24 protein-coding genes are annotated in these 26,155 nt (G+C 39.1%); 22 read left to right on the plus strand and 2 right to left on the minus strand.

The genetic code is table 11. The features are described 5' to 3' along the window. Positions 1-15: 15 nt before the first annotated feature. The gene (locus ACQRBH_RS06370; protein ID WP_427743538.1) at positions 16-873 is read left to right on the plus strand and encodes a DegV family protein; all 858 of its coding nucleotides are present in this window, start codon (positions 16-18) and stop codon (positions 871-873) included. A gap of 2 nt (positions 874-875) precedes the next feature. Here ACQRBH_RS06370 and ACQRBH_RS06375 read toward each other — a convergent pair whose 3' ends face one another. Beyond that, positions 876-2,159: a nucleotidyltransferase gene (locus tag ACQRBH_RS06375; protein WP_427743558.1), complete on the minus strand. Its 1,284-nt coding sequence runs from the start codon at positions 2,157-2,159 to the stop codon at positions 876-878. Between the two features lie 165 nt (positions 2,160-2,324). On the opposite strand from ACQRBH_RS06375, the gene mgtE reads away from it, so the two are divergent. From mgtE to ACQRBH_RS06455, 16 genes are all read left to right on the plus strand, one after another. After that, a complete protein-coding gene (gene mgtE / locus ACQRBH_RS06380) occupies positions 2,325-3,662 on the plus strand; it encodes a magnesium transporter (RefSeq protein WP_235233453.1) in 1,338 nt (445 codons plus the stop codon). A 136-nt stretch (positions 3,663-3,798) separates the two neighbouring features. Further along, positions 3,799-4,800: a phosphate acetyltransferase gene (gene pta, locus ACQRBH_RS06385; RefSeq protein WP_235233429.1), complete on the plus strand. Its 1,002-nt coding sequence runs from the start codon at positions 3,799-3,801 to the stop codon at positions 4,798-4,800. Positions 4,801-4,845: 45 nt separating this feature from the next. Beyond that, on the plus strand, positions 4,846-6,036 hold the full coding sequence (locus ACQRBH_RS06390; RefSeq protein ID WP_235233427.1) for an acetate kinase: 1,191 nt from the start codon (positions 4,846-4,848) through the stop codon (positions 6,034-6,036). A gap of 203 nt (positions 6,037-6,239) precedes the next feature. Then, positions 6,240-6,773, plus strand: coding sequence for a YceD family protein (locus ACQRBH_RS06395; RefSeq protein ID WP_235233425.1), 534 nt, complete (start codon positions 6,240-6,242; stop codon positions 6,771-6,773). A gap of 3 nt (positions 6,774-6,776) precedes the next feature. Further along, on the plus strand, positions 6,777-6,956 hold the full coding sequence (gene rpmF, locus ACQRBH_RS06400; protein ID WP_004606185.1) for a 50S ribosomal protein L32: 180 nt from the start codon (positions 6,777-6,779) through the stop codon (positions 6,954-6,956). 124 nt (positions 6,957-7,080) lie between these two features. Beyond that, positions 7,081-8,103, plus strand: a complete 1,023-nt coding sequence (gene plsX, locus ACQRBH_RS06405) for a phosphate acyltransferase PlsX (protein WP_427761212.1) — start codon at positions 7,081-7,083, stop codon at positions 8,101-8,103. A gap of 34 nt (positions 8,104-8,137) precedes the next feature. Then, a complete protein-coding gene (gene acpP / locus ACQRBH_RS06410) occupies positions 8,138-8,371 on the plus strand; it encodes an acyl carrier protein (RefSeq protein ID WP_235233423.1) in 234 nt (77 codons plus the stop codon). Between the two features lie 53 nt (positions 8,372-8,424). After that, positions 8,425-9,120, plus strand: coding sequence for a ribonuclease III (rnc, locus tag ACQRBH_RS06415; protein WP_235233422.1), 696 nt, complete (start codon positions 8,425-8,427; stop codon positions 9,118-9,120). Between the two features lie 7 nt (positions 9,121-9,127). Then, positions 9,128-12,688: a chromosome segregation protein SMC gene (smc, locus tag ACQRBH_RS06420; RefSeq protein ID WP_427761213.1), complete on the plus strand. Its 3,561-nt coding sequence runs from the start codon at positions 9,128-9,130 to the stop codon at positions 12,686-12,688. A 9-nt stretch (positions 12,689-12,697) separates the two neighbouring features. Then, the gene (ftsY, locus tag ACQRBH_RS06425; RefSeq protein WP_235233420.1) at positions 12,698-13,636 is read left to right on the plus strand and encodes a signal recognition particle-docking protein FtsY; all 939 of its coding nucleotides are present in this window, start codon (positions 12,698-12,700) and stop codon (positions 13,634-13,636) included. Positions 13,637-13,653: 17 nt separating this feature from the next. Further along, positions 13,654-14,868, plus strand: coding sequence for a threonine ammonia-lyase (ilvA, locus tag ACQRBH_RS06430; RefSeq protein ID WP_235233419.1), 1,215 nt, complete (start codon positions 13,654-13,656; stop codon positions 14,866-14,868). Between the two features lie 179 nt (positions 14,869-15,047). Further along, positions 15,048-16,448 (plus strand): 2-isopropylmalate synthase, encoded by a 1,401-nt coding sequence (locus ACQRBH_RS06435; protein WP_235233418.1) that lies wholly within the window; start codon positions 15,048-15,050, stop codon positions 16,446-16,448. A gap of 20 nt (positions 16,449-16,468) precedes the next feature. Continuing rightward, positions 16,469-17,122, plus strand: a complete 654-nt coding sequence (locus ACQRBH_RS06440; RefSeq protein ID WP_427743524.1) for a GntR family transcriptional regulator — start codon at positions 16,469-16,471, stop codon at positions 17,120-17,122. Between the two features lie 21 nt (positions 17,123-17,143). Then, on the plus strand, positions 17,144-18,340 hold the full coding sequence (locus tag ACQRBH_RS06445; RefSeq protein WP_427761214.1) for an NADP-dependent isocitrate dehydrogenase: 1,197 nt from the start codon (positions 17,144-17,146) through the stop codon (positions 18,338-18,340). Between the two features lie 119 nt (positions 18,341-18,459). Beyond that, positions 18,460-18,636, plus strand: coding sequence for a DUF6472 family protein (locus ACQRBH_RS06450; RefSeq protein ID WP_427743521.1), 177 nt, complete (start codon positions 18,460-18,462; stop codon positions 18,634-18,636). 27 nt (positions 18,637-18,663) lie between these two features. Next, positions 18,664-19,386 (plus strand): flavodoxin family protein, encoded by a 723-nt coding sequence (locus ACQRBH_RS06455; protein WP_427761215.1) that lies wholly within the window; start codon positions 18,664-18,666, stop codon positions 19,384-19,386. Here ACQRBH_RS06455 and abc-f read toward each other — a convergent pair whose 3' ends face one another. Then, complete coding sequence (abc-f, locus tag ACQRBH_RS06460) at positions 19,387-21,342, minus strand: ribosomal protection-like ABC-F family protein (protein ID WP_427761216.1); 1,956 nt, start codon at positions 21,340-21,342, stop codon at positions 19,387-19,389. Positions 21,343-21,472: 130 nt separating this feature from the next. Here abc-f and ACQRBH_RS06465 point away from each other — a divergent pair, with 130 nt between their 5' ends. The 5 genes from ACQRBH_RS06465 (at position 21,473) to ACQRBH_RS06485 (ending at position 26,118) form a co-directional block, all read left to right on the plus strand. Then, a complete protein-coding gene (locus tag ACQRBH_RS06465) occupies positions 21,473-22,117 on the plus strand; it encodes a redox-sensing transcriptional repressor Rex (RefSeq protein WP_347375828.1) in 645 nt (214 codons plus the stop codon). 89 nt (positions 22,118-22,206) lie between these two features. After that, positions 22,207-23,742, plus strand: coding sequence for an NAD(P)H-hydrate dehydratase (locus ACQRBH_RS06470; RefSeq protein ID WP_427761217.1), 1,536 nt, complete (start codon positions 22,207-22,209; stop codon positions 23,740-23,742). Beyond that, complete coding sequence (alr, locus tag ACQRBH_RS06475; protein ID WP_427743515.1) at positions 23,708-24,877, plus strand: alanine racemase; 1,170 nt, start codon at positions 23,708-23,710, stop codon at positions 24,875-24,877. Before ACQRBH_RS06470 ends, alr begins: the two co-directional genes overlap by 35 nt. Positions 24,878-24,957: 80 nt before the next feature. After that, positions 24,958-25,305, plus strand: coding sequence for a type II toxin-antitoxin system PemK/MazF family toxin (locus ACQRBH_RS06480; protein ID WP_235233450.1), 348 nt, complete (start codon positions 24,958-24,960; stop codon positions 25,303-25,305). A gap of 24 nt (positions 25,306-25,329) precedes the next feature. Further along, on the plus strand, positions 25,330-26,118 hold the full coding sequence (locus tag ACQRBH_RS06485) for a hemolysin family protein (RefSeq protein WP_427743556.1): 789 nt from the start codon (positions 25,330-25,332) through the stop codon (positions 26,116-26,118). The last annotated feature ends 37 nt before the right edge of the window (positions 26,119-26,155 follow it).

A 26,155-nucleotide genomic window follows, 5' to 3' on the forward strand; every position in this document is an offset into this window, starting at 1 on the left:
AGAGGAAAATGAAGAATGGGAAAAGTGGCGATTGTAACAGACAGCAACAGCGGAATTACACAGAAACAAGCAGAACAATTGGGAATTCGTGTTCTCCCAATGCCTTTTTATATTGATGGAGAACTTTATTATGAAGATATCACATTGACGCAGGATGAATTTTATAAAAGATTGGAAAATGATGCGGATATCTCTACTTCACAGCCGTCTCCTGCAGATGTAATGGAGTTGTGGGAAGAACTGTTGGAAAGCTATGAGGAAATTGTACATATTCCGATGTCAAGCGGTCTGAGTAGTTCTTGTGAGACTGCGATGGCTTTGGCACAGGATTTTGATGGAAAAGTACATGTAATCGATAACCAGAGAATTTCTGTAACTCAAAGGCAGTCTGTATTAGATGCTATTGAGATGGCCAAAAAGGGAATGTCTGCAGTTGAGATTAAAGATGTTTTAATGCGGGAAAAATTAGAAGCCAGTATTTATATTACAGTAGATACGTTAAAATATTTGAAAAAAGGTGGAAGAGTGACTCCGGCAGCCGCTGCATTGGGAACAGTTCTGAACCTGAAACCAGTCCTGCAGATTCAAGGTGAAAAATTAGATTCATTTGCTAAAGTACGTGGATGGAAAGCTGCCAAAAAAACTATGTTAGATGCAATGGAAAAGGATATCAGTGAAAGATTTGCTGGACAAACTGTGCATTTGGAAGCTGCGTATACCTGTTCTGATGAAGAAGCAATGCAGTGGAAAGCGGAGATTCAGAACCGCTTTCCAGACTATGATATCGTGATGGATCGCCTGTCATTGAGTGTGACATGCCACATAGGGGCTGGCTCCATGGCGATTGCGTGCAGTAAAGTGATAGAATTATAATCTCAAATTCTAATAATCTGATGTTGATATTCATTGATAAAAGGCATTTTAAATTTGTTGGTGATAACACTTTCATATAGGTTGGAAGCAAAGATGTCCTGCTCTAACATCTGTAATCCAGTATTGTTTAGCTCACTTGTCTGCGTAAGTTTTGTGATTAATGGTACTTTGGAATGTTGTTTCAGGTGAGATAAAAGTTTTCCGGCATCTTTGCGAAAACCAAGAATGTGTGCATATTGGCAAAAGCCTTCTTTTTCGTAGATCAGCATATCTTCGTTCGTTATATTCAGCAAGATATGAAATAAACTTCTGCTGATTCTAGTATAAGTTATATCTTTTGTTTTTAACAAATCACAAAATTGCTCAAAAGTTATAAAGTCATTGACATGGTTCATGATCCGATTTGCCAGATCTTCGGTGACATCTTTGTATTTTACTAAAGTATCACGTGTTTCTGACAATAATTTGTATTTTAAGATAAGAGAAAAATCGTTGGCATAAATAGGATATCGATTACGATGCATTTCTTCAAGCATACGTATACAAGAAGGTGGTACCTGATCCTCCAGTCTAGTCAATACTTCAGACATGACAGGCTCATCAAACATACCTTCTCCTTCTAGATGAATGGAATTGCTTGCATATGCAAGAAGCTTGCGAATCGCAGAAGCTGAACTATAGTTCCCAGTCAGATGTTCATCGTGATATCCAGATACTTTTCGCTTGATAGTATATGACTTGATATTACTGTGGGTTTTATGAAGGGTTTTAATATATTCAATTCCAAGAATATTGTTGGGCTGCTCTAAAATCATATCTATGGAATCATCTTTTAGATAATTGGCGAGAGCCATTTGTCTTGCGCGTGGAAAAGACATGCCCTTCCGTAATGCTTCCTGCAGAGAAAACTTATACTCTTCAGGTTCCTCTGAAACGATATGTGCAATATTTTCCAGGACATTATAATCCCCACATTCACTTCCAAAACAGATCGCATCGACGCATCCCAACTGTTCAAACAGAGAGATAGCACCAGCTGCAAAATATTCAGCACTTCCGACTGCGTAACATACGGGAAGCTCCATAAGGAGATCGACACCTGCTTCCAGGGCGACTTCTGCCCGCAAATGCTTTGGCATAATAGCAGGAGCACCGCGCTGAACATAATTTCCGCTCATAACAACAATGACAGCATCTGCATCAGTAAGTTCCCGGGCTTTCTCTATATGGTATAAATGTCCATTATGAAATGGGTTGTATTCCGTAATTAATCCGACGATTTTCATCATAATCTCCTTGTATATCTTTTTGAAATTGATTATACTATAGAAAGATTAAGTTCGCAAATATTGGGAGGGAGGGTATATATGGAAAGCGAAGAGATGAACGTTAAGCCAGAAGATACAGAACAGGAAGAAAAAGAGTTTGACTATCTGGAAGAACGTGAAGAACTGACTGAAGAACGTATTCTTGACATGTTAGAGAACCGTCAGTTCAAAGAATTAAAAGAAGAACTTGAAAATAATATGTATCCTGTCGACCTTGCAGATATATTGGAAGAATTTGACCAGAAACAGTTAGTGATGGTATTCCGATTGTTGGCAAAAGAAGAAGCAGCAGAGACTTTTACGTATATGAACAGTGATATGCGTGAAGTCTTGATCAATGCACTGACGGATTCCGAGCTGGAAGAAGTCATGGAAGAAATGTACCTCGATGATACGGTTGACGTTCTGGAAGAAATGCCTGCCAACGTGGTGGACAGACTTTTGATGGTGACAGATGAGGAGACCAGAGCGCAGATCAATCAATTACTGCAATATCCTGAAGACAGTGCCGGAAGTGTAATGAATGTAGATTACATTGCATTGCGGCGTGAGATGACGGTGGCGGAATCCATATTAAAAATCAGACAAGTAGGTCTGAATCGTGAGACAATCTATACTTGTTATGTGACCGAAAAGAGAAAATTAATCGGTCAAGTCGATGTCAAAGAACTTCTTACAACCAGTGAATCCAAGACTATCGAAGAGATCATGGACACGAATATGCTTTATGCACATACTACAGATGACCAGGAAGATGTGGCAAGGACAATCACAAAATATGGTTTGATTGCATTGCCCATTGTAGACCATGAGATGTGCATGGTCGGTATCGTAACTGTTGACGATGCTATGTTGGTATTACAGGAAGAGACCACAGAAGATATCAGTATCATGGCCGGTGTCAATCCGAGTGAAGAATCCTATTTTGGAACGACTGTGTTTGAACATGTAAAGAGTCGTATCCCATGGCTTCTGTTCTTGATGCTTTCTGCAACAGTTACTCAGATGATCATGAATAGTTATGAGGCGGCACTTGCTGTTATGCCACAGCTTGCGGGATTTATACCGATGTTGACCGGAACCGGAGGAAACTGCGGATCCCAGAGTTCCACGCTGATAATCCGTGGATTGTCGGTGGGAGAGATAGAGTTTAGTGATCTGTTCAAAGTAGTATGGAAGGAAGTCCGTGTTGCTGTCTGTATTAGTCTGATTCTTTCGGTTGTCAATGGAATTCGAATTATGCTGATGGGACAAGGAGATGCGTTGATGGCATTTACGATTGGATTAACAATGGCATGTACAGTCGTAATTGCAAAAGTAGTGGGATGTACCTTGCCTCTGCTTGCAAAAAAGATTGGGTTAGATCCTGCAATCATGGCAACACCATTGATTTCCACATTGGTAGATATCAGTACTATTAGTGTATATTTTGCAATCGTAAGCCATGTATTTCAGCTATGATTCACTATAATAATCTAATTTTTATGACAATTGTATATAAAAATAGACATAAGATTCTAAGAAGAGACCTTGTCCACGAGGTCTCTTTGTATTATAATAAAAATACTGAGAATATATGGAAAGGAGTCTATCAATCATGGGATTTATAGATGAAATTAAAGCAAAAGCAAAAACATGTAAAAAAACAATCGTACTTCCTGAGACAGAAGACATCAGAACTTATGAAGCAGCAGAAGCCGTATTAAAAGAAGGAACTGCTAATCTGATCTTAATCGGAAGCGAAGAAGAGATCGCAAAGAATAAGGGCTCTTTTGATATCAGCGGAGCTACAATTGTAGATCCTGCAACCTATGAGAAGACAGATGCATACATTGCAAAGCTTGTTGAGTTAAGACAGAAAAAAGGTATGACAGAAGAACAGGCAAGAGAACTTCTGTTAACAAATTATCTGTATTATGGTGTTATGATGGTCAAGATGAAAGATGCTGACGGTATGGTATCTGGAGCATGCCATTCTACAGCAGATACATTAAGACCATGTCTGCAGATTCTGAAGACAAAGCCAGGAACAAAATTAGTTTCTGCTTTCTTCGTAATCGTAGTACCGGATTGCGATATGGGTGCTGACGGAACATTCGTATTTGCAGATTCTGGACTTGAGCAGAATCCAGATCCTGAGAAACTTGCTGCAATCGCACTTTCTTCTGCAGATTCATTCAAGCTTCTGACTGGAAAAGAACCAATCGTTGCAATGCTTTCGCACTCTACAAAGGGAAGTGCAAAACATCCTGACGTTGATAAAGTAGTAGAAGCAACACGTATTGCAAAGGAAAATGCTCCAGAAGGATTGCTTCTTGATGGAGAATTCCAGCTGGATGCGGCTATTGTACCAGAAGTAGGAGCTTCTAAAGCACCAGGTAGCCCGGTGGCAGGTAAGGCTAATGTATTAGTATTCCCAGATCTTGATGCTGGTAACATTGGATACAAGCTTGCACAGAGACTTGGAAAAGCAGAAGCTTACGGACCACTTACACAAGGTATCGCAGCACCGGTCAATGACTTATCCCGTGGATGCAGTGCGAAAGATATCGAAGGTGTAGTAGCAATCACAGCTGTACAGTGTATGGCAGAAGACTAATTATTTAGTGAGATATTATAAATTATCAAAGAGAGGTATGTATTTATGAATGTATTAGTTATTAACTGTGGTAGTTCATCCTTAAAATTCCAATTGATTAATTCTGAATCTGAAGAAGTTCTGGCAAAAGGACTCTGTGAGAGAATCGGAATCGACGGAAGCCTTACTTATCAGCCGGCAGGCGGAGAAAAGGTGAAATCCGACAAAGCAATGCCAACACATACAGAAGCAATTCAGTTTGTAATTGATGCTTTAACTGATCCAGAGACAGGAGTTGTTAAGAGCTTGGATGAGATTGGTGCAGTTGGACATCGTGTGGTACATGGTGGGGAAAAATTTGCAAGTTCAGTTGTGATTACAGATGAAGTAAAGAAAGCAATTGAAGAGTGTAATGATCTTGCACCACTTCACAATCCGGCAAACCTGATCGGAATCAATGCATGTCAGGAATTAATGCCAGGTACTCCGATGGTTGCTGTATTTGATACTGCATTCCATCAGACAATGCCGGAGAAAGCATACATGTATGGACTTCCATATGAGTATTATGATAAATACAAAGTAAGAAGATATGGTTTCCATGGTACAAGCCACAGTTTTGTATCTAAGAGAGCAGCTGAATTAGTTGGCAAACCATATGATCAGGTAAAGACAATTGTATGTCACCTTGGAAATGGAGCCAGCATTTGTGCAGTAGAAAACGGAAAATCCGTGGATACTTCTATGGGGCTTACTCCTTTGGAAGGTCTGGTAATGGGTACGCGTTCCGGTGATATTGATCCGGCAATCCTTGAATTCATTGCTAAGAAGGAAGATCTTGACATTGCTGGTCTTATGACAATGCTGAATAAGAAGTCTGGTGTATATGGTCTTTCCAATAATCTTTCCAGCGATTTCCGTGATCTGGACGCTGCTGCAAGTGAAGGAAATAAACCTGCTAAAATTGCATTAGAAGTATTTGCATATCGTGTTGCAAAATATGTTGGAAGTTATGTTGCAGCAATGAATGGTGTAGATGTCATTGCATTTACTGCAGGTATCGGAGAGAATTCTGGATCCATGCGTGCAGATGTTATCAAGTATCTTGGATATCTTGGAATTACACTTGATGAAGAAGCAAATGGCAAACGTGGTGAGGAGATTGCAATCTCAACTCCAGATTCTAAGGTAAAAGTTCTTGTAATTCCTACCAATGAAGAGCTTGCGATTGCTCGTGAGACGGTAGCATTAGTATAAACAAGATATAAGAATATGATATGGTTTTAGGAATACCCTCCTGCAGTTTTGTGGGAGGGTTTCATCATACTGATGTATCAGAAAACGTCGAATTTCTGGAACAGTTCGAAAAATTTGAAAGGTTTTAAGCAAAATCAACAAATATTTGTTGACAAAAACCTTTTACGTGATATAATAATATAGGTATGAATAGGGGTGACTATATGTTAATTGACCTATCCAATGTTTTGTCTGAACCACATAAATCCTTGGATGAAACAGTTCCATGTACATTAGAAGTATTTCAATCAAAACTCGGTACGTTTCCGGTTTTATCAAAAGAGGATGTCTATATTACGATTGATTATGTAAAAGATAGACAGATCGAGATTCACGGGACATGCGGACTTGTGATAGAGATACCTTGTGATCGTTGCCTGGAGCCTGTTCCGACAGAATTTCATCTTGATTTTACAAAAAAGGTTGAAGCAGGAGTTTCTGAAGAAGAGAAGATGGATTCAGATGAATTCGATGAATCAAATTATATTGACGGATATGCTCTCGATGTAGATAAACTGATCTACAACGAGGTACTAATAGGGTGGCCGACGAAGATTCTGTGTAGCGAAGACTGTAAAGGAATTTGCAACGTATGTGGTCAAAACCTGAATCAGGGAACTTGTAGTTGTGAAGATACAAGTCTTGACCCTAGAATGTCAGTTATCCGCGATGTGTTTAAGAATTTTAAGGAGGTGTAACCCATGTCAATTTGTCCAAAGAACAAATCTTCTAAAGCAAGAAGAGATAAAAGAAGAGCTAATTGGAAAATGAGCGCTCCAAACCTGGTTAAATGCAGCAAGTGTGGCGAGTTAATGATGCCTCACAGAGTGTGCAAGGCTTGTGGCTCATACAACAAAAAAGAAATTATTCCTCAGGACTAATTTAGAATGATGTTGAAAGGTAAGACTTACTAGTGGTTGGTAAGTCTTATTTTTTATGTAGAAATCATTGATTTTTATAACAATGTTTAGTAGAATGAAATCTAGTAGGCTAGGAGGAAAAATTATGTCAGAAATTACAAAAGTAGTATTGGACGCCATGGGCGGTGACAATGCACCAAAAGAGATGGTTAAAGGTGCTGTTGAAGCTGTCTCAAAAGAAGCTGGCCTGAAAGTGATTCTGGTTGGTCGAGAAGAGGAGATTACTTCAGAGCTTTCATCTTACAATTATAAGAAAGAGCAGATAGAGGTAGTGAATGCCACAGAAGTGATTGAGACCGCAGAACCGCCTGTCAATGCGATTCGTCGGAAGAAGGATTCGTCAATCGTAGTTGGTATGAAGATGGTGAAGAAAGGAGAGGCAGATGCTTTTGTGTCTGCAGGAAGTTCTGGAGCCATTCTTGTTGGCGGTCAGACGATTGTAGGAAGGCTTAAAGGAGTTGAGAGACCACCGCTTGCACCATTAATTCCAACAGAAAAGGGAGTCAGTCTTTTGATTGACTGCGGAGCGAATGTGGATGCCAGACCATCGCATCTGATTCAGTTTGCCAAGATGGGTTCCATATATATGGAGCATATTGTAGGAATAAAAAATCCTAAGGTAGCGATTGTAAATATTGGAGCAGAGGAAGAAAAGGGAAATGCATTGGTAAAAGAGACATTTCCATTGCTGAAAGAGACAAAAGGAATCAATTTCACAGGAAGCATTGAGGCCAGAGAAATTCCACATGGACAGGCAGATGTGATTGTCTGTGAGGCATTTACTGGGAATGTAATTTTGAAATTGACAGAAGGACTTGCATCTACACTGGTTGGAAAGATCAAGGAAGGTATGATGAGTACCCTTCGCAGTAAAATTGGTGCACTTCTTGTAAAACCGGCATTGAAAGCAACGTTGAAGGAATTTGATGCCAGTGAGTACGGTGGAGCGCCACTTCTTGGATTGAATGGTCTTGTAGTGAAAACACACGGAAGTGCAAAAGCAAAAGAAGTGAGCAATACATTGATTCAGTGTGTAACCTTTAAGAATCAGAAAATTAATGAAAAAATCAAAGAGTGTATTCAAACGGATGTGATATCCGCTGAATAGAGAGAACAATAAGTAGGAGAAAAGGAGAAACAAAATGGAATTCGAAAAAATTAAGGAAATTATTGCTGATGTATTGAATATTAATGCAGACGAGATTACGATGGATACTACATTTGTAGATGACTTGGGAGCAGATTCTCTTGATATTTTTCAGATTATTATGGGGATAGAAGAGACATTTGATATTGAAATTGATAATGATGATGCTGAGAAGATCGTTACAGTAGGAGATGCTGTAGAACAGATCAAAAATGCAACAAATAACTAGGGAATATAGAAAAGAAAAAGCCCAGTAGGGCTTTTTCTTATGTGAGGCATATTATGGGACTGGATTTAAGAATATTAGAAAATAAAATCGGATATAAATTTAAAGATTTTCATTTATTAAAAAAAGCGATGATTCATAGTTCTTATGCAAATGAAATGCATCTGCCAAAATATGAATGTAATGAGCGTCTGGAGTTTTTAGGAGATGCTGTATTGGAATTGGTGTCTAGTGAATTTTTGTTTTATGAACATGGGAAGATGCCGGAAGGTGAACTTACAAAGACAAGAGCCAGTATGGTATGCGAGCCGGCTCTGGCTTTTTGTGCCAGAGATTTGAAGCTAGGTGATTACCTTCTGCTTGGCAAAGGAGAGGAAGCTACTGGAGGACGTAAAAGAGAATCTATCACCTCAGATGCAATGGAAGCACTGATTGGAGCAATCTATATTGATGGTGGTTTTGCTAATGCAAAAGAGTTTATTCAGCGATTTATCTTGAAAGATCTTGAGAATAAAAAGCTCTTTTATGATAGCAAGACTATCCTGCAGGAAATTGTACAGGCCAATTTTAAAGAGGTCATTTCCTATAGACTGATTGGAGAAGAAGGTCCTGATCACGATAAATCGTTTCATGTGGCCGTCTCTATTGGAGAAAAGGTCTATGGCCTTGGTACGGGCCGTACCAAAAAAGCGGCAGAGCAAGACGCAGCTTACCAGAGTATTTTGAAGCTGCACAAGATGAATATAAAGTAGGTGTAGCATGTATTTAAAGAGCATAGAAGTGCAAGGGTTTAAATCATTTGCACACAAGATTAAATTTGACTTCCATAACGGGATTACAGGCATTGTAGGACCGAACGGAAGCGGTAAGAGTAATGTTGCGGATGCCGTGCGATGGGTGCTTGGAGAACAGCGTGTAAAACAATTGCGCGGCGGAAGTATGCAAGATGTTATTTTCTCCGGTACGGAGAATCGGAAGCCTTTAAGTTATGCTTCTGTTGCAATTACACTGGATAATTCAGATCATCAGCTCCCGATTGATTATGAAGAAGTAACGGTCGCCAGAAAACTATATCGTTCTGGAGAAAGTGAATATTTAATCAATGGGAGCGCCTGTCGTCTAAAAGATGTCAATGAGTTATTCTATGATACTGGAATTGGAAAAGAAGGTTATTCTATTATTGGTCAGGGACAGATTGACAAAATCCTAAGCGGTAAGCCAGAGGAACGAAGAGAATTATTCGATGAAGCAGCTGGAATTGTAAAATTCAAACGCCGAAAAAACATGTCCGTCAAAAAGTTGGAAGAAGAACGGCAGAATCTTTTGCGGGTAAATGATATTTTAGCAGAGCTTGAGAAGCAGGTCGGACCTCTGGAGAGACAGGCAGAGACGGCAAAAGAATACTTAAAAAAGAAAGAACAGTTGAAAACGTATGATATTAATATGTTCTTACTTGAGACTGAGAGACTACAGGAACAGATTCAGGGAATTGATGAAAAGCTTGACGTGACCAGAGAAGAACTTGGAGAAGCGAGCAGTCAATATGATGCCATGAAAACAGAATATGAATCTGTGGAAGAACAAGTTGATGGCATTGATGCATCGATTGAAAAAGCGAAAAGTCAGCTCAATGAGACTACTATGTTGAAACAGCAGCTTCAGAATCAGATAGAATTGCTCAAAGAGCAGATTCGAAGTATGCATATGAATGATGCACATTACGATCAGCGTGCAAGAACTATCGATTCAGAAATAAATGTCCGTGAGGGTCAACTTCAAGAATTAAAGTCAGAACAGGAAGCAATCCAGAAACAGATGGATGAACAGATGAATCTTGAAGAACAGGCCAAAAAAGAGCTGATTGATGTTCAATCCAGGATTGCAGAAATCACTGCTTCTGTAGATAAAAATAAAAATGATATCATGGAATTACTGAATAGCAGGGCATCTACTAAGGCAAAGATTCAAAAGTACGATACCATGCTTGAGCAGATTCATGTCAGAAAGGCTGGAATGGATCGTCAGATTCAGGAATCTGAAACGGAGATCCAGGAGCAGGGCAAAAAACTAGAAGGCTATCAGAATGAATTAAAAGAAGTATCTTCTAAGATTATTGAGCTGTCTGAAGAGAGCAGTCAGTATGAGACGAAAATTGAAGAACTTCAGAAACGACTGGCAAAGCAGACGGAGCAATTCCGTATCGGACAGACAGCATTTCACAGAGAGCAATCCAGATTGGAATCTTTAAAAAATATTACTGAGCGTTATGATGGGTATGGCAATAGTATTCGCAAAGTAATGGACAATAGGGACAGAGAAAAAGGATTGTTAGGTGTTGTTGCTGATCTGATCAAAGTGGACAAAAATTATGAGATTGCCATTGAGACAGCCCTTGGAGGGAATATTCAGAATATTGTAACTTCAGATGAAGAAACAGCCAAAAAGATGATTCAGTTCTTGAAAAAGAACAAGTTTGGACGTGCAACATTTCTTCCGTTGACTACAATCCATGCCTATTCAGGAATTACTAAGCCGGAAGCCTTACACGAACAAGGCGTTATCGGTACTGCGAACACCCTTGTAAAGGTGGAAAGCCAATATAAAACATTAGCAGATTATTTGCTTGGAAGGACGCTTGTTGTTGACCATATTGATCATGGAATTGCAATTGCAAAAAAGTACAAACAATCTATACGCATTGTAACGTTAGAGGGAGAATTGATTAATCCTGGAGGTTCCATGACTGGTGGAGCTTTTAAAAATTCCAGTAATCTGTTAAGCAGGCGACGTGAAATAGAGGAGTTTGAAAAAACAGTTAAGAAACTGAAGCAAGAGATGGATGAGATGGAAGCGTCTTCCGAAGCCTTGCGAAAAGAGCGTGCCGGTTATTATGAGAAACTGGATGAGATCAGTAACAAACTCCAGAAAGCATACGTCATTCAGAACACGGCAAAAATGAATGCCGATCAGGCAGCATCTAGAATGAAAAATGCAAATGAGATTTCTGAGCAGACTAGAATAGAGTCAGAAAGGCTGGATGTACAGATTACAGACATTATTGATAATCAGGAATCCATCAATGTTGAGTTAGATACATCAGAAACACTTGAAAAGGATCTGACAGAACGAATTGAAAAAGAACAGAAAGTTCTTGATAAAGAACATGAAGAAGAGACTTTGAAGTTAAAAAGAACAGAAGAGATTCATCTTGCATATGCCAGTCTGGAACAAAAATTTACATTCGTGATAGAGAATGTAAATCGTATTCAAGAAGAAATCGGCAAATTTCAGAATGAATTAAAAGAATTGGAGAAGAGTAAAGGTGGTACTTCAAAGGAAATCGAAGAAAAAGAGGAGCAGATCACAGAACTGCGACAGACTATAGAGAATTCAAAAGATTTATTTAAAGAGATTCAGAATGAAATAGAAAAATTCAAAAAAGAACGTGAAGAATTAAACCAAAAACACAAAGCATTCCTGCAAAAACGAGAAGATCTGTCCAAGCATATGTCAAGTCTTGATAAAGAAATATTCCGTCTGGAGAGTCAGAGAGAGAATTATGAGGCATCCTCTGACAAACAGATGAATTATATGTGGGAAGAATATGAGATTACGTTTAACCATGCAAGAGAGTTAAGAGACAAAAATCTGACGGATCTTGCAAAGATGAAAAAGAGGATACAGGAATTAAAAAGTGAGATCCGTGCACTTGGAAATGTGAATGTTAACGCGATAGAAGAATATAAGAGTGTATCCGAACGATATGATTTCTTAAAAGGACAGCATGATGATCTGGTGGAGGCAGAAGCAACGCTGGAACAGATTATTGAAGAACTTGATACTGCGATGCGTAAACAGTTTCAGGAGCAGTTTGCCTTGATAGCCAAGGAATTTGATACAGTATTTAAAGAGTTGTTTGGCGGTGGAAAAGGTACATTGGAGCTGATGGAAGATGAAGATATTCTGGAAGCGGGTATTCGAATCATTGCTCAGCCGCCAGGAAAGAAATTGCAGAATATGATGCAATTATCCGGCGGCGAGAAAGCTTTGACGGCTATTGCGCTATTATTTGCTATTCAAAATTTAAAACCATCCCCATTCTGTCTGTTGGATGAGATTGAGGCGGCATTGGATGATAACAATGTTGTAAGGTTTGCGCAATATTTGCATAAATTAACGAAACATACACAGTTCATTGTAATTACACACCGAAGGGGAACAATGACTGCTGCCGACAGACTGTATGGTATTACTATGCAGGAAAAAGGTGTATCTACACTTGTATCTGTAAGTTTGTTAGAAGATGAGTTGGAGCAATAGGAGGACAATATGACAGAAGAGAATAAGGAAAATATAGGTTTTTTTAAACGTCTGGTCTCAGGTCTCAGTAAGACGAGGGATAATATTGTATCTGGGATGGACAGTATTTTTAATGGATTTTCTCATATAGATGATGAGTTCTATGAAGAGCTGGAAGAAGTTCTAATCATGGGAGATCTTGGTGTTCAGGCTACTTATGATATTCTGGATGATTTGAAAACCAAAGTAAAAGAGCAGCATATCAAAGAACCTTCACAATGCAGACAGATATTGATTGACAGTATCAAAGAACAGATGGATGTAGGTGAAACTGCTTATGAGTTCGAGGAAAAGACGTCGGTTGTTATGGTAATCGGAGTCAATGGTGTCGGAAAGACTACAACAATTGGAAAATTAGCCGGTAAACTCCGGGCACAAAATAAGAAAGTTATATTGGCTGCTGCGGATACGTTTCGAGCTGCAGCGGGGGAGCAGTTAAAAGAATGGGCAAACCGGGCACAGGCAGATCTGATCGGTGGACAGGAAGGTTCTGATCCTGCGTCGGTTGTATATGATGCGGTTGCGGCTGCTAAGGCCAGACATGCGGATGTGCTGTTATGTGACACTGCCGGAAGACTCCACAATAAGAAGAACTTGATGGAAGAATTAAAGAAAATGAATCGAATTATTGATCGTGAGTATCCAGAAGCATTTCGGGAAACATTGGTCGTTCTAGATGCTACAACAGGTCAGAATGCATTGCAGCAGGCAAAAGAATTTAATGAAGTAGCAGACATCACAGGAATCATTTTGACAAAAATGGACGGAACTGCCAAAGGGGGTATCGCTGTGGCAATACAGGCTGAACTTGGGATTCCAGTCAAATATATTGGCGTAGGGGAGACTATAGATGATCTTCAGAAATTTGACGCAGATACTTTTGTAAACGCTTTATTTACAGCAGAATAAGAGAGGAGAAATATTCAATGCTTACATTAGAAAAATTTGAAGAAGCCAGTGAACTTGTAAAAAAGGTTACAAATCCGACAAAATTGGTATATAGTGAATACCTTAGTCAGCAGACTGGCGGAAAGATTTATTTGAAACCGGAAAATATGCAGTATACAGGTGCATATAAAGTAAGGGGGGCATATTATAAGATTAGCACGATGACAGAAGAAGCGCGTGAAAAAGGATTGATTACTGCGTCTGCAGGAAATCATGCACAGGGAGTTGCGTACGCTGCTCAGAAGTTTGGCTGCAAAGCAACGATTGTAATGCCAACGGTCACTCCGCTTATCAAAGTAAATCGAACGAAAAGCTATGGAGCAGAAGTGATCTTACATGGGGATGTCTATGATGATGCTTGCGAATATGCATTGAAACTTGCAGAAGAAAATGGCTATACGTTTGTACATCCATTTGATGATCTGGCAATCGCAACAGGTCAGGGTACGATTGCGATGGAGATTGTTCAGGAATTACCTACAGTTGATTATATTCTGGTGCCGGTTGGCGGCGGCGGTCTGGTGACAGGTGTATCAACGCTTGCGAAAATGCTGAATCCTAAGATTAAGGTAATTGGTGTAGAACCTGCTGCCGCAGCAAGCATGACAGCGGCTCTGGAAGCAGGAGAGCCTGTTACCCTAGATAGTGCTAATACAATTGCAGACGGTACCGCTGTAAAGCGTGTTGGAGAAAAGATTTTTCCGTATGCAAAAGAGAATATCGACAGTGTCTTGACGGTTGCTGATGATGAATTGATTGCCGTATTTTTGGATATGGTAGAGAACCATAAGATGATAGTAGAGAATTCGGGTCTGCTGACAGTCGCAGCTCTGCGTCAGCTTGATTTGAAAGGTAAAAAGGCAGTTGCAATCTTAAGTGGTGGAAATATGGATGTAATCACCATGTCTTCTATTGTACAGCATGGTTTGATACAACGAGACAGAATCTTCTCTGTATCCGTACTTCTTCCGGATAAACCAGGTGAATTGGTACGAGTTGCTGCAACCATCGCCAATGCACAGGGAAATGTTATCAAGTTGGAACATAATCAGTTTGTAAGTACCAACCGAAATGCGGCAGTAGAACTTCGTATCACTATGGAGGCGTTCGGAACAGAACATAAACATGATATACTGATGGCACTTGAAGATGAAGGATTCCGTCCAAGAGAGATTGGAGCAAAGCTGTACTAAAATGAGATGAGAATTCACAACATTAAAGAGACAGAAAATTTGTTAGAATTTTCTGTCTCTTTTTGTATGAAGAGAGAAAAATTCCTCTTGACACAAAATGTATAATTGTATACAATTATACACATTAAGATATAAAATAATGCTTTGTTTTGGTAATGTCATTTTAAGGAGTGTGTATTATGGAAAATAGAAAAGTTTATTTGGACAAGCATTCGAATTTGCTTCAATTGGAGGAGCATATGTATCCTCTGGTCGATGTTGATACACCGAATGTATTCCGGAATCTATTTCATTATGATGAGATTCCGAAGATTGCATTTAACGATCGTATTGTACCCCATAGTATGCCGGATGAAATCTGGATTACAGACACTACATTTCGTGATGGTCAGCAGTCTCGCGCGCCATATAGCACAGAACAGATTGTGACACTCTATGACTATTTTCATAAACTAGGTGGACCGAAGGGAAAGATTCGCCAGAGTGAATTCTTTTTGTATAGCAAGAAGGATCGGGATGCAGTATATAGGTGTATGGAAAAAGGATATAAGTTTCCGGAAGTGACTAGTTGGATCCGCGCAAGTAAAAAGGATTTTGAACTGGTAAAAGAGATTGGAATGAAAGAAACTGGAATTCTAGTAAGCTGTTCTGATTATCATATCTTTTATAAATTAAAGATGACAAGAAGAGAGTGTATGAATCATTACTTATCAGTGATCCGTGAATGTCTGGAAACTGGAGTGAGCCCGAGATGCCATCTGGAAGATATTACGCGTTCTGATATCTATGGTTTCGTTATTCCATTTTGTCTGGAACTTATGAAATTAATGGATGAATATAAGATTCCAGTGAAGATTCGTGTCTGTGATACGATGGGATATGGAGTAAACTATCCAGGAGCTGTGATTCCAAGATCTATTCCTGGAATTATCTATGGACTTCGTGTTCATGCGGGTGTGCCAAGCGAATTAATTGAGTTCCATGGTCACAATGATTTTTATAAAGCAGTCAGTAACTCTACAACTGCATGGTTATATGGTGCAAGCGGTGTAAACTGTTCTCTTTTTGGCATTGGAGAACGTACTGGCAATACACCTTTGGAAGCTATGGTATTTGAATATGCACAGTTAAGAGGAACATTGGATGGTATGGATACAACGGTAATTACAGATCTTGCAGACTATTACGAGAAAGAGATAGGATATCAGCTGCCGTCAAGGACACCATTTGTAGGAAAGAATTTTAATGTTACCAGAGCGGGTATTCATGCAGATGGACTATTAAAAAATGAAGAGATTTATAATATATTTGATACAGATAAATTCCTCAAACGACCACCGTTGGTTGCAGTATCCAATACATCTGGTCTTGCTGGGATTGCGCATTGGATCAATACGTACTTTCATCTGCCTGAAGAAAAACAAGTAGATAAAAATTCAGAATTAGTAATAATGGTGAAGGCATGGGTAGATAAAGAGTATGAGGAAGGCCGTGTTACGGTACTGACAGATAATGAATTGCTTGTTGTTATTGATGATGCATGTAAACAGCTTGGAGTCAGCCTTGTCCAGGAGAAATAGAATCGAAGAAGGAGCAGAACATGGAAGAATATCAAGACCGTTCTCTTAGAGGAAAGGTATTTCAAAAACTCCGTGAAGATATTCTCTCTGGAGTATATAAAGATGATGATGAATTAAGAGAGATTTCCATTGGAGAAGAAATGGGAGTCAGCAGAACGCCAGTTAGGGAGGCGCTTAGACAGTTGGAGCTAGAGGGGCTGGTGACGATCATTCCTAATAAGGGAGCTTATGTAAAAGGTATTACTCAAAAAGATGTACATGATATTTATAAAATAAGATCTCTTTTGGAAGGCTTATGTGCAAGATGGGCGACAGATAATATTTCCGATGAACAGATAGAAGAATTAGAGGAGATTATTCTATTGTCAGAGTTTCATTTGCAAAAAAAGAGTGAAGGAAAAGCGGCACAGGTATCTGAATTGGATGGTAAATTTCATAAAGTCTTGTATGAGGCATCCAACAGTCGTATACTAGAACATGTATTATCTGATTTTCACAAATATGTGAAGATGGCACGTACTTTGTCGGTAGGTGCCAAGGACAGAGCACAGAAATCAATCGAGGAACATAAAGGTATTCTTGAGGCAATTAAGAATAAAGACGCTGATCAGGCTGAAATGCTTGCGAATCAGCATATCATGAATGTTATGGAGAATCTCCATATGGAGAAGTAAATCAAAAAGGAGAGAAGCAAGATGGCAAAGATTAAGATGACAACACCAATTGTAGAGATGGATGGAGATGAGATGACAAGAATCTTGTGGAAGATGATCAAAGAGAATCTTCTGGAACCATTTATTGAACTGAACACGGAGTATTATGATCTTGGACTGGAACACAGAAATGAGACCAATGACCAGGTAACCATCGATTCTGCAAATGCTACTAAAAAATATAAAGTAGCAGTGAAATGTGCAACAATCACACCAAATGCCGCACGTATGACAGAATATAATCTAAAAGAAATGTGGAAGAGCCCGAATGGAACAATCCGTGCTATTCTTGACGGAACAGTATTTCGCGCTCCAATTGTGGTAAAGGGAATAGAACCTTGTGTGAAGAATTGGAAGAAACCAATTACAATAGCGAGACATGCTTATGGTGACGTTTATAAGAATACGGAGATGAAGATTCCGGGACCTGGAAAAGTAGAACTGGTTTATACTGCCGAAGATGGAACAGAAACGAGAGAACTGGTACATAATTATGCAGGACCAGGTGTTGCACAGGGAATGCACAATCTGTGCGGATCCATTGAAAGTTTTGCAAGAAGCTGCTTCAATTATGCTCTGGATACCAAGCAGGATCTGTGGTTTGCGACGAAAGATACGATTTCTAAAAAATATGATCATACATTCAAAGATATTTTCCAGGAAATCTATGATGCAGAATATGCAGAAAAATTTGAAAAAGCTGGTATCGTATATTTCTATACGTTGATCGATGATGCAGTTGCCCGCGTTATGAAATCAGAAGGCGGATATATCTGGGCATGTAAGAACTATGACGGAGATGTAATGAGTGATATGGTTTCTTCCGCATTCGGTTCATTGGCTATGATGACCTCTGTACTGGTATCTCCAGAAGGTTATTATGAATATGAAGCCGCACATGGAACAGTACAGCGTCATTATTATAAACACTTAAAAGGAGAAGAAACATCAACCAATTCAGTTGCCACTATATTTGCATGGACCGGAGCGTTGAGAAAACGTGGCGAATTAGATGGCAATCAGGAATTGATGGATTTTGCAGATAAGCTTGAAAAAGCAACGATCGACACAATTGAGGAAGGAAAGATGACTAAAGATCTTGCTTTAATTACAACTTTAGAGAATCCAACCGTGTTGAATAGTGAAGATTTTATAAAAGCAATTGCTGAGAAATTGTAGTAGTTAAAGTAAAAAAGGGGACGTAGTAAAATTAACTTTTACTACGTCCCCTTTTTACATTTAGGGTGTACCCAAATGAAAAATATGTTATACTTGTTCCCAGGAAGGAGTTGTGTATCGTGAAGAGTAATTGTGAATCATGTGCTCATTATGAATATGATGAGGACTATGAATGTTGCACTTGTCAGATGGCATTAGATGAGGATGAATTGTATCGATTTGTGACCAATACATATTACGATTGTCCATATTATAGTTATGGCGATGAATATACGATTGTTAGACATCAGATGTAGATTATATGAATGGGGGAAGTATAGAAGATGAATATATTGATGATTAATGGAACTATGCGAAAGGGTTCTACTTATCATGTGGGAAAAATGTTGATTGATAAGATTGCTACAAAGGAGGATCAGGTAATTGAACTATTTCTACCGAAGGATATGCCTGAGTTTTGCAGAGGCTGTGGAAGATGTATTATGGAAGATGAGACAAAATGTTTTGATTATCTAATGTACATGAAGCGGTTGACTGGCTTGATTGATAAAGCTAACCTGTTGATACTGACTTCACCGGTTCATGTCATGCATGTAACGGGAGCGATGAAATCTATGTTGGATCATTATGGATATCGTTTTATGGTTCACAGACCGGGAGCTTCTATGTTTCGAAAACAGGCAGTGTGTATTGCAACTGCCGCGGGAGGCGGCGTGAGATCTACGCTTAAGGATATGAAGATTAGTCTCCAGTTCTGGGGTGCCGCTAGAGTGTATACCTACGGAATGTCGGTGGCATCGCTTGGTTGGGATGGTGTCAGTGCAGATAAGAAAGAGCGGATTGACAGAGATTTGAGTAAGCTTGTATTAAAGATTTCCAAAGATCCAGATGGAGTGAATCCAGGAATCAAGACTCGTGCTCTGTTCTATATTATGAGAAGCTTTCATAAAAAAGGAATGAGTCCGGTGGATGATAATTATTGGAAAGAAATGGGATGGCTTGGAAAAGAACGTCCATGGAAATTACTGAAAAAGGAAGAGCTATAGCTATTCAGCCAGCTCTTCCCATTTTATATACAGCTCTTCAAGTTCTTCCGCAATAGTTGCCTTTTCATTGGCTAATTCCTGACATTTAATGGAACTTGTAAAAATATCTTCCTGCAACATCATTTCGTCAATCTTAGCATCTCGCTCTTCAAGAGTAGTGATGCGTTCTTCGGTTTTCTTCAGTTCGTTTTTTCGTTTTCGCTCGCGAGCCTGTGCTTCTTTTTGTTCCTTCCAGTCGAGCTTAGAATCTGACACATTTGCTGCAACAGAGTCTTTGCCAGAAGATATAGCAGAATTTGCAGTTCCTGGAATATAAACAGAAGACGGGGCACCAGCATAAATGGTTGTTAGCTCGTCTTTTTTTTCAAGATAATAGTCATAATTCCCTATATAATTTACAAAAGTCTGATTCACCAGATCAAGGATCCTTGTTGCTGTTTGATTGATAAAATAACGATCGTGTGAAACATATAAGATAGTTCCGGTATAGTTGTTCAATGCTTTTTCCAGAATTTCTTTTGATGGAATATCCAAGTGGTTTGTTGGTTCGTCAAGAATCAGAAAATTAGCCTTCGAAAGCATCAGCTTCGCTAAAGATACTCTGCCACGTTCTCCACCGCTTAGGTCACCGATCCGTTTAAACACATCATCCCCAGTAAATAAAAAAGCGGCCAGCATATTTCTGATCTTCGTGTTAGTCAAATCCGGATAATCATCTGAAATTTCGTCAAAAATGGTTTTGTCCATATGTAGTACATGGTGTTCCTGATCATAGTATCCGATCGCTACATTAGTTCCCAATGTAAATGTACCGGAATCTGCTGATATTACCTGATTTAAGATTTTTAAAAGTGTTGTTTTCCCCGTTCCATTGTCACCGATGATTGCAACATGTTCCCCGCGTTTAATGTCAAAACTTATAGCTTGAAACAGAACTTGATTTGGAAATGATTTACTTAGATGTTCAACAGACAGAACATCGTTACCGCTGACACAAGAAGGCTCTAATGTTAAGTGAATCTCATTATTTGCTTCCAAGGGTTTCTCTACAGGACGGATCTTTTCCAACATCTTTTCACGGCTTTCTGCACGTTTGATAGATTTCTCACGATTAAAAGAACGAAGCTTTTCAATTACGGCTTCCTGATGCTTTATTTCTTGCTGCTGATTTAAATATTCTTTTATCTGAGCATCACGAAGCTGCTGCTTTTTGGCAGCATAATCACTGTAATTTCCATTATAAGTCATCAATTTTCCAGATTCGATTTCTAAAACCTTAGTCACTACTTTGTTCAAAAAGTAACGGTCATGAGATACGATCAGAACGGCTCCTGGATAATTCAGAAGATAAGTTTCTAACCAAGCTATGGAGTTTAGATCCAAGTGGTTAGTAGGCTCGTCCAAAAGCAAGATATCTGGCTTGGTGAGCAATAATTTACCAAGAGAGACGCGGGTTTTCTGACCCCCAGAAAGGGTATCTACGGGTTTAGAAAAATCATTTTCTGTAAAACCAAGACCTTTTAATACCCCGTTAATCTCACTTTCATATGCATAACCATTCTGGCGTTCAAAAGAAGCTGTCAGACGATTATATGTTTCAAGGCGTGATGTCAATGCATCACCTTCTAAATGTTTTAATTCTAATTCGATGGAACGGATCTGTGTTTCCATTTCGATGATATCAGATTTGGCAAGTTTCACTTCTTCATAGATAGTGCTTCCACTTTGCATGGCCTGATGCTGTGCAAGATATCCCAAGGTTTTGCCTTTGGTTAAAATTACTTCTCCGCGGTCAGAAGGAAGCTCGCCTACAATCATTTTAAAAAGCGTTGATTTTCCCGCTCCATTGGGACCAACAAGAGCTGCTTTTTCGTGATCTTCTATATGAAAAGAACCGTCAGCGATAATCACTTTTTCGCCGAAAGATTTACTGATTCCGTGACATGCTAATATCATATTATTTTCATATCCTCCTTATTCACTCGTTTTCATTATAGCGAAAATAGGACAAAATACAACTAAAAGTTTGACTTTGTTCACACAATTCTATATAATATTTCTTAGAATGAAATGGAAGGTGAGACTATTGGAAGAGAGAGAGATTTCCCAGGCGGTCATCCGTAGATTGCCACGATACTATCGATACTTAGGAGAGCTACTTGAAAATGGAGTGGAGCGTATCTCGTCTAACGATTTGAGTAAGCGTATGAAAGTGACTGCATCTCAGATTCGTCAGGATCTTAACAATTTTGGTGGGTTCGGTCAGCAGGGCTATGGTTATAACGTTAAATATTTGTATACAGAGATTGGTAAGATTCTTGGCTTGGAAGAGGCGCATAATATGATTATTATAGGAGCTGGTAATTTGGGGCAGGCTCTTGCTAATTATGCAGCTTTTGAGAAGAGAGGATTTGTATTAAAAGGAATTTTTGATGTCAACCCAAGATTGGTGGGTGTTTCAATCAGGGGCGTGCCGATTCGTATGATGGATGAGTTAAAGACATTTGTCCAACAAAATGATGTTGAGATTGCAGTTTTGACTATTCCAAAGGATAAGGCAATTGAAGTGGCTAATATGCTGGTAGACAATGGTGTTCGTGCAATTTGGAATTTTGCCCATACAGATTTGAATCTGCCGGATCATATTATTGTTGAGAATGTACACTTGTCTGAAAGCTTAATGCAGTTATCATACAATATTAGCCGATATAACGAAGAACATAAGAAATAAAAGCAAAGACGTGTAATGACTGGCATGCGCAGACGGGCTGGTTTTTACACGTCCTTTTATATTATAAAATGAACTTGGAAGGTGAGATTATGCGATATCTGCTTAATGGAAATCAAATGAAAAAGGCGGATCAATATACAATACAGGAACTGGGAATTCCGTCTATGGAGTTAATGGAGCGTGCTGCAAAGAGATGTGTAGAGACTATGGAGGCGGAAAAGCTTGATCTGTCCAAAGCGTGTATCGTATGTGGTTCAGGGAATAATGGTGGTGATGGATTTGCGATAGCGAGACTTTTAAAGGAAAAAGGATATCCTGTGACAGTTTGTTTTGTAGGAAATGAATCTCATCGTACGGATGAAACAAAACAGCAGATGAGTAAATTAAGGGAAACAGGTGTTGAGATATTCAAAGAGTACAAAGAAGATGAATATAGTATCATAATAGATGCGATGTTCGGTGTTGGACTTAGCCGTGAGATTATAGGAAAATATTTTCAGATTATTCAGAAGATGAATGAAGCAAAGGCTGTAAAATTTGCTGTAGATATGCCATCTGGAATATCTGCGAATCATGGAAGTGTCCTTGGAATTGCTTTCCGTGCAGATATTACGGTGACTTTTCAAATAGAAAAGCTGGGACTTGCAATCTATCCCGGAAAGGAATATTCTGGTAAAGTGATTGTAGCTGATATCGGAATCCATACGGAAAAAATAATTGCTACCGAAAAAACGGCATATACTTATGAGAAGAAGGAATATTGTAAATTTCTGCCAGCCAGAAAAGAAAATTCGAATAAAGGGACATATGGGAAGTTACTTGTAATTGCAGGAAGTAAAGGTATGTCTGGAGCGGCTTATCTGAATGCAAAAGCGGCATATATGTCTGGAGCAGGACTGGTACAGATCTATACACCGGAAGAAAATAGGATTATTTTACAGCAGCTCCTTCCGGAAGCAATTATTACAACTTATGACATTTTTGATAAGACTGAGTTGTTAAATCTTTTAACATGGGCAGATGCAGTTTGTATTGGATCTGGAATTGGAATCAGTGAGCGTTCCAGGAGAATATTGAAGGCAACTCTTGAGCATGTGAAAGTACCTTGTCTGATTGATGCAGATGGTTTGAACCTGATTGCGGAGCATAACGCTTATCTTCAAAAGATTCATCATACAGATTTTGTGATAACACCACATATGAAAGAGATGTCACGGCTGTTACATATAAGTGTAGAGGAATTAAAACAACATAGGATGGATATACTGGATTCATTTGTTCAAAAAAGTCAATGGACTTGTGTACTGAAAGATGCCAGAACTATTGTTGCATCAGTTTCTGAAGGAAACTATGTAAATATGTCGGGTAATTCGGCAATGGCAAAAGCTGGTTCTGGAGATGTACTGGCGGGAATAATAGCTGCGCTTTTGGCGCAAGGACTCAGTTGTAGGAAAGCCGCTGTTTTGGGAGCATACCTACATGGAAGAGCAGGTGATTATGCCCGTATCGATAAAGGAAGTTATAGTGTTTTGGCAAGAAATTTGACGGAGTATCTATCCAATGCATTTAAAGAGCAGGAGGAGGTAAAAAGTGAAGAATTATACGAGAGTCTGTGTAAGGATTGATCTTGATGCAATAGAATATAATATTGAGATGATGAAGGCAAATATACAAGATGGTGTTAAAATGCTGGCAGTTATTAAAACGGATGGATATGGGCATGGAGCTGTTCAGATAGCAAGGCTTCTTAGTACGAAAGAATACATCTGGGGTTATGCAGTCGCAACGCTTGAGGAAGCAGTTATCCTTCGCCACAGAGGTATCACAAAACCCATTCTCGTACTGGGATGTATCTTCCAGGATCAGAGGAGATCAATGATTGAGCATGAAATCCGTATGACTGTGTATACAGAGGAGATGGCAAGAGAAGTATCAGATCTCGCAGTCAGCATGGGAAAGAATGCCTATATTCATATCAAGTTGGACACAGGAATGTCACGGCTAGGTTTTCCAACCTGTCAAGAAAGTGTAGAGCATATTACGAACATTAGCAGGATGCCGAATCTCATTATGGAAGGAATGTTTACACATTTTGCAAAAGCAGATGAGACGGATAAGTCATTTACCAGAAAACAGATGAAAGAGTATTGTTGGATGAAGGATGCTCTGACAAAAGAGGCTGTTACATTTACTTATTATCATTGTTCCAATAGTGCGGGGATCATTGATCTGGAAGAAACGAACATGGATCTGGTAAGAGCCGGAATCGCAACTTATGGAATGTATCCGTCTGAAGAAGTTGTTAAAGAAAATGTTCCTTTGAAGCCTGCAATGGAATTAATCAGTCATGTAACGCATGTCAAATGGGTTGAGGCTGGGACACCAATCAGCTATGGTGGAACTTTTGTGACGGATAAGCGTACCAGAGTTGCAACTATCCCGGTAGGATATGGGGACGGATATCCCAGAAGCTTATCTAACAAGGGGTATGTTCTCATCAAAGGGAAAAAAGCACCAATTCTGGGGCGTGTCTGCATGGATCAGTTTATGGTTGATGTGACAGAGATTTCAAATGTTCAATTCGGGGATAAGGTAACACTGATCGGTGAAGATGGATCAGAAAAACTTCCGGTAGAAGTATTAAGTGACCTGTCTGGCAGGTTTAACTATGAATTTGTATGTGCTCTGAGCAAACGTATCCCGAGAGAATACATTCGTCACGGTGAAGTTGTAGAACAAGTAGATTATTTTGCAGAATGAAGGAAATAAAACTCTATAGAATACATCCGAAAAAGATGGAAATACTAATTTTATCTTAAGAAAATCGGAGTGTGAATAGAGTGCAGGTAAGACGTGGAGATATATTTTATGCAGATTTAAGCCCGGTCGTAGGCTCTGAACAAGGGGGGATTCGTCCGGTTCTGATTATACAGAATGATGTGGGAAACCGACATAGCCCGACTGTCATCTGTGCGGCCATAACTTCACGAATGAATAAGGCAAAATTACCAACCCACGTGGAGATTGATGCGAGTAAATATCAAATTGTAAAGAATTCCGTCATTTTGTTAGAACAAATCAGAACAATTGATAAGCAGCGCCTTAAGGATATGGTATGCCATTTAGATAAAGAGATAATGAACAAAGTAGATGAGGCTTTAAAGGTGAGTTTTGAGCTTCATACATAGCAAAGGAGTATGAAACAAAGAGATATGGAACAAGGTAGTTTATTCCAAAGAATGAGACAGATATTCCAGTTGGAAGATGAAATGGACGAAGGAATGCAGCGTGAGGCCGCAGGTCTGATTCGTAATATTTTCCGCTATATGGATAAAGATGCAAAAGATATCATGACCCATCGAAAAAATATTGTTGCAATTGATGGCGACGAATGTTTAGAAGAGGCACTGAAATTTATGCTGGATGAAAATTATTCCAGGTTTCCAATTTTTCGGGAAGACATTGATGAGATTATCGGAATCATTCATTTGAGAGAAGCAATGACATGTTATCTTAGAAAGGAATTGAGAGGGACGCCTATAAAGGAGCTGAAAGAATACATAAGACCAGTTACATTTATTCCGGAGACAAAAAGCATTGACACATTATTTAAGGAAATGCAGGCAGAAAAGAATCACGTAGTTATTGTTCTGGATGAGTATGGACAAACCTCTGGACTTGTTACCATGGAAGATATTCTTGAAGAAATTGTGGGAAATATTCTGGATGAACATGATGAAGAGGAAGAAATGATCACAAAACAGCCAGACGGAAGTTATATGGCAAATGGTTTGACAGAGTTAGAAGATCTGGAAGATATGCTCCCGATTGTGTTTGAAAAAGAAGATTATGAGACCTTAAACGGATTTCTGATCGATCAGCTTGAAAGAATTCCAGCAGAGGACGAACAATGTGTGATTGATTATGAAGGTTATCGATTTACAATTCTTCTCGTAGATAACAATACAATCCAAAGAGTTAAGATTGAAAAACTATCGTAAAAGTGCTAAAATAGATAAAGTGTGTAAAAATATAATG

Origin of the sequence: Bariatricus sp. SGI.161, assembly GCF_050313695.1 — a bacterium.
Lineage (GTDB): Bacteria > Bacillota > Clostridia > Lachnospirales > Lachnospiraceae > JAFBIX01.